Origin of the sequence: Anaeromyxobacter sp. PSR-1 (assembly GCF_000964525.1) — a bacterium.
GTDB lineage: Bacteria > Myxococcota > Myxococcia > Myxococcales > Anaeromyxobacteraceae > Anaeromyxobacter.
The window spans coordinates 1-5,507 of record NZ_BAZG01000242.1; the positions used below are offsets into that span (position 1 = coordinate 1).

At 77.3% G+C, this 5,507-nt stretch carries 3 protein-coding genes; all 3 read left to right on the forward strand.

Annotation, left to right across the window (positions count from 1 at the left end):
* Positions 1–234: 234 nt before the first annotated feature.
* Positions 235–798 carry a TMEM165/GDT1 family protein gene (locus tag PSR1_RS21325; protein WP_059439376.1) on the forward strand — a complete coding sequence of 188 codons (564 nt, stop codon included), beginning with the start codon at positions 235–237 and terminating at the stop codon, positions 796–798.
* Between the two features lie 82 nt (positions 799–880).
* Positions 881–1,579 carry an MgtC/SapB family protein gene (locus PSR1_RS21330; protein ID WP_059439377.1) on the forward strand — a complete coding sequence of 233 codons (699 nt, stop codon included), beginning with the start codon at positions 881–883 and terminating at the stop codon, positions 1,577–1,579.
* A 113-nt stretch (positions 1,580–1,692) separates the two neighbouring features.
* The coding region (locus PSR1_RS21335) for a DUF3857 domain-containing protein (RefSeq protein WP_059439378.1) at positions 1,693–5,507 on the forward strand (3,815 nt) is incomplete at its 3' end.

Sequence of the window (5,507 nt, forward strand, 5' to 3'; positions counted from 1 at the left end):
GGCGCCGCGGTCGCGGCCTCGCCGCCGGCGGCGGGCGGAGGCGGCCGGGGATCCGCAGCGGCGTCGGGCTGCGGCCAGGCGAGCGCCAGGCAGGCGGCGATCAGGACACGGCGTGCGGGCACGGCGGACCCCCGCATCTAGCACCCCCGCGCGCGTGGCGCCAGCGGCCGCCGATAGGCTTTGACCCGCCCGCGCCGGTCCGGTATCCGTGCGCTCCCGCCCGCGCGGCCCACCATGGAATCCATCCTCGGATCGTTCCTGCTCGTCGCCGCGAGCGAGATGGGCGACAAGACCCAGCTCCTCGCGTTCTCGCTCGCCACGCGCTTCCGGAAGCCCTGGCCCATCATGGCCGGCATCCTGGTGGCGACGCTCGCGAACCACGGCCTGGCCTCGTCGCTCGGCGCGTGGATCTCGGCGAACGTGCCGGCCCGCATGCTGGCCGGCGTGCTCGCGCTCACGTTCCTGCTGTTCGGCATCTGGACGCTGCGCCCGGACTCGCTCGAGGCGTCGAAGGGGCCGGAGCGCTTCGGCGCGTTCCTCACCACCGCCGTCCTCTTCTTCCTCGCCGAGATGGGGGACAAGACGCAGCTCGCCACGGTGGCGCTCGCCGCCCGCTACGGCGACGTGATCCGGGTCACCGCGGGCACGACGCTGGGCATGCTCGCGGCGGACGGGCTGGCGGTGTTCCTGGGCGAGAAGCTCGCCGCGCGCGTCTCCTCGGCGCGCATCCGCTGGGCGGCGGCCGGCCTGTTCTTCGTGTTCGGGCTCATCTCGGCCTGGGCGGCGCTGTTCGGCTGAGCCGCGCCCGGGACCGGCGCGGCGGGCGCGGCGGGCGGGTCGCGAGCTTGCGCCCGGCCGCCCGAGGGGCGAACCTTCGGGCGTGACGCCCGCGTTCGACGCCGAGAACCTCCGCATCCTGGGCCACCTGTGCGTCGCGCTCGTGGTGGGCGGCGCGATCGGCATCGAGCGCTCGTACCACGGGCGCCCGGCGGGGTTCCGGACGCACGCGCTCGTGTGCCTCGCGTCGAGCCTCCTCATGCTGCTGACGCTGTACCAGCAGCGGTGGTTCCCCTCCGCCGAGACGGTGCGGCTCGACCCCACGCGCATGGCGCAGGGCATCATGACCGGCATCGGCTTCCTCGGCGCCGGCGTGATCTTCAAGGAGGGGATCACCGTCCGCGGCCTCACCACCGCGGCGTCCATCTGGATCACCTCCGCCATCGGCGTGATGGTGGGCAGCGGCATGTACTTCCCCGCGCTCGCCGCGACCGTGCTGACGCTGGGCGTGCTCTCCGGGTTCCGGCTGATCGAGGCGCGCCTGCCCGCGCACCAGTACGCCGCCCACCGCCTGCGCTTCGACCGCGGCGACGCGCTCGGCGAGGACGCGGTGCGCGAGCTCCTCGCGCGGCACGGCTGCAAGGTGAGCTCGATGTCGTGGCGGCTCACCGACGAGGGGCGCTGCGTGGAGTACCGGATGACGGTCCGCACCTCCGACGCGCGCAACTTCTCCCGGCTGGCCGCGACGCTGCAGGACCTGCCGGTGGTGCGCGAGTTCGTGCTCTCGCCCGCCGGCGACTGACGGCGCCGCCCCTCCGTCGAGCCCCGGCCGCGAGGCGCCCGGCTGCGGCGCACGCTGGCGCGCGGGGCGGGTCTCCTCCACAATGAGGGATCCCCAGCACCGGTGCGTCCCACATGACCCTCCGTCTCCTCCCCGCGCTCGCCGCCGCGAGCCTGTCCCTCCTCGCCGCTCGCGCCGGCGCCGCCGACGCGCCGTGGGAGGGCGCGCCGTTCTCCGCCGATCCGAAGGCGATGCTCGCCGCCGCGCAGGCGCTCGCGCCGCCCAAGGCGGCCGGGGTGGACGTGCTGCTGGAGGAGGGCCGGTTCCGCTACGACGCGCGCGGCGCGCTCACGCTCGAGCACCGGCTGGTGTTCCGGCTCCTCACCGCCGAGGCGGCGCGGAGCTGGTCGCGGGTGGAGCGGTCCTACGCGCCCTGGCAGCAGGCGCGCCCGGAGCTGCGGGCCCGCGTGATCACCGCCCAGGGCGAGGTGCACGAGCTCGACCCGTCCACGCTCACCGAGCAGGGCGTCGCCGACCGCGCCGACCTCATGTACTCCGACCGGCGCGTGGTGGCCGGGCCCCTGCCGGCGGTGCGGGCCGGCTCGCTCGTCGAGGAGCTGATCGTCGTCCGCGACACCGCGCCCAGCTTCGACGGCGGCACGAGCGCGCGCTTCTTCCTGGCGCAGGCGCTGCCGGCGCGGCGCATCCGCGTCGAGGTGGCCGCGCCCGCCGAGCTCCCGCTGCGCTGGGTGGTGCGCGGGACCGACGCGGCGCCCAGGGAGACGAAGGATCGCGGCGAGCGGCGGCTGGTGATCGACCGCCGCGACGTGCCGGGCTGGACCGCGGTGGAGCCGGGCGCGCCCCGCGACACGCCGCCCGCGCCCTACCTGGCCTTCGGCTGGGGGCGCTCCTGGGCGGACGTGTCCGCGCGCTACGCGGCCTCGTGGGAGCGCCAGCTCGCGGGCAGCGATCTCGCCGCGGCGACGCGGGAGGCGCTCGGCGCGGGCAAGGCGCCGGACCGCGCCGAGGCGGTGCGCCGCGTGGTGGCCTGGGTCCACCGCAACGTGCGCTACACCGGGCTCGAGCTGGGCGAGGCGGCGCTGGTGCCGGCCGCGCCGGACGAGGTGCTGAAGCGGCGCTACGGCGACTGCAAGGACCTGTCGCTCCTGGTCGCGGGCATGCTGCGCGCCGCCGGCCACGACGCGCGCCTGGCGCTGGTGCGCACCGACTGGCACGAGGTGAACCCGGAGCTGCCCGGCATCTCGCAGTTCGACCACGTGGTGGTGCGGGTGGAGGGCTCGCCGGCCATCTGGGTGGACGCGACCGACCCGTACACGCCTCCCGGCGTGCTGCCGCCCGCGGTGGAGGGGCGGCTGGCGCTGGTGACGCCCGGCGGCCGCGAGCTGGTCCGCACGCCGGAGCGCGGCGCGGCGGACAACCGGGTGCGCATCGTGCGCGAGCTGTTCATGGCCGAGAGCGGGCGCGGGCGGATCCGCGAGACGCGCGAGCTGGTGGGCGCGCTGGCCGCGACCGAGCGCGCGTTCCGCGAGCGGATCCCGCCGGAGCGGCGCGACGAGGTGGCCGAGCACTACGCGAAGGAGGTGCTCCGCGCCGCGGAGGTCCTCGCCGCCACCACCGAGGGGCTGGACGATCCGTCGGCGCCGCTGCGGCTGGTGGTGGACGCGAAGGACACGGACGCGGTCCGCACCGCCGACGACGAGGCGGAGCTGCCGGTCACGCCCGACCAGGTGTTCGACGCGCTCCCGGGCTTCCTCACCGGCGATCCCGAGGGCCACGGCGCGGCCCCGCCGGCGAAGCGCACCGCCGACCTGCTGCTGGTCGTGCCGTACCAGTGGGAGGTGACCTACCGCATCCACGTGCCGGACGGCTTCGAGCCCCGGCCGCTGCCGGCGAGCACCACCGAGCGCTTCGGCCCGGCCACCTACGCGCAGGCGTACGCGCGCGAGCCGGACGGCACGGTGACCGCCACCTTCCGGTTCGACACCGGCGGCCGCCGCCTGTCGGCGGCGGACGCGGCCAGGCTCGGCAAGCGCGCCCGCGAGGTGGTGCGCGGCAGCTCGCCCACCATCGCGCTCGACCGGACCGCCGCCGCCCTCCTCGCGGCCGGCAAGGTGCCGGAGGCGCTCGGCGAGATGCGCCGGCTCGCGGCGCTCCATCCGAAGGAGGCGCTCCACTACGTCCAGCTCGCGGCCGCGCTGGTGCGGCTCGGGTTCTCCGAGCAGGCCGCGGCGGAGGTCCGCCAGGCCATCGCGCTCGAGCCGGACAGCGCCTGGGCGCACCGCATCCTGGGGTGGATCCTGCAGCACGACGCGGTGGGCCGCTACCAGGGGCCGGGCCACGATCGCGCCGGCGCGCTCGCCGCGTACCGGAAGGCGAAGGACCTCGACCCGGACCACGCCGGCGGCCGGGCCGCGCTCGCCGAGCTGCTCGCGCGCGAGGCGAACGGCGCGCCCGCGGCGACCATCGGCGAGGCCATCGAGGAGTACGAGGCCATCCGCTCCGACCTCCACGAGCAGGCCTTCGACGGCCCCTACCTGCGCACGCTGTTCGACGCCGGCCGCGACGCCGGCGCCGAGAAGCTCGCGCGCGACATGCCGCGCGGGCGCGAGCGCGACGGGCTCCTCCTCGCCGCGGTGGCGATGCAGCGGGGCGCGCCGGCCGCCGAGGAGGAGTCGCGCGGCATGGGCGACGGGCGCCGCGACGCGCTCCGCGACGCCGCCCGCCTGATGGTGGGGCGCCGCAGCTACGCGCCCGCCGCGGCGCTCGCCGGCGCGGCGGCGCAGGGCGCGCCCAACGCGGCCGAGATCCGCCAGCAGGCCGACCTGTTCCAGGGGCTGAAGCCGTGGGAGACGCTCGCGCCGCAGGGCAGCGAGGCGGCGCGGCTGGTGAAGCGCCTGTTCGTGGCGGCGATCCGCTCGCCGGAGCCGGCCCGCGAGCTGCCGGGCATGGTGGCCCGCGCGCGGCTGGGGCCGGAGCTGGCGCGGATCGCCGACCAGGGCCTGGGCGGGCCGATCGCCGGCGCGCGCCGCTCCCTGCACGAGCAGGGGATCCCGCCGGACGTGCTGCTCGACCTGGTGCTCTCGCGGGTGGAGCTGCTGGAGGACGGCGATCCCCGCGCCGCGGTCCGGGTCCGGGTCCAGTTCCCGTTCACCCCGGGTGATGGCCGCTCGGCCGTGTTCGTGGTGCGGGAGGGCAAGGAGCCGAAGGTGCTCGCCACCGACACCGCCTGGCCCATCCTCGGCGCCGAGGCGCTCCGGCTGGCCGCCGCGGGCGACCTCGCCGGCGCGCGCCGCTGGCTCGACTGGGCCCGCGAGACGCTCCCCGGGGCGGAGTCGGATCCGTCCACCCCGGCCGGCGTGCTGGCGCGGCTGTGGCGGCCGGGGGCCGAGGCCGGCGCGCCCGAGGTGCGGCGCGCCGCCGCGGCGGTGCTGGCCTGGGCCGACGAGGCCGGGCGGTCCATCGCCACCCTCTCCGAGGCGCGCGGGCAGGCGACCGATCCCGCCGAGCGCCGGGCGCTCGGCTTCGCGCTGGCGCAGGCGTACCGCGCCGCCGGCAAGCGCGAGGACCAGCTCCGCGTCGCGCGCGAGCTGCTCCAGGACGACCCGGCCTCGCGCGAGGCGTTCGCGCTCGGGGCCGTGGCGCTCGCCGAGCTGAAGCGCCCCGCCGAGCTGGAGGCGCTCGCCGCCGGCGTGCTGCAGCGCCTGCCCGACGATCCCGACGTGCTCGGGCTGCTCGGCAACCTGCGGCTCGGGGCCGGCAACGTGGACGAGGCGGCGAAGGCGTTCCGGCGGCTCATCGACGGCGGCAAGGCGAGCCCGCTCGTGCTCAACAACGCGGCCTGGCTGGAGCTGTTCCGCGCCACGCCCGGCAAGGACGCGCTGGACTGGGCCCGGCGCGCGGTGGAGGGCGAGCGCGGGCAGAACCACCC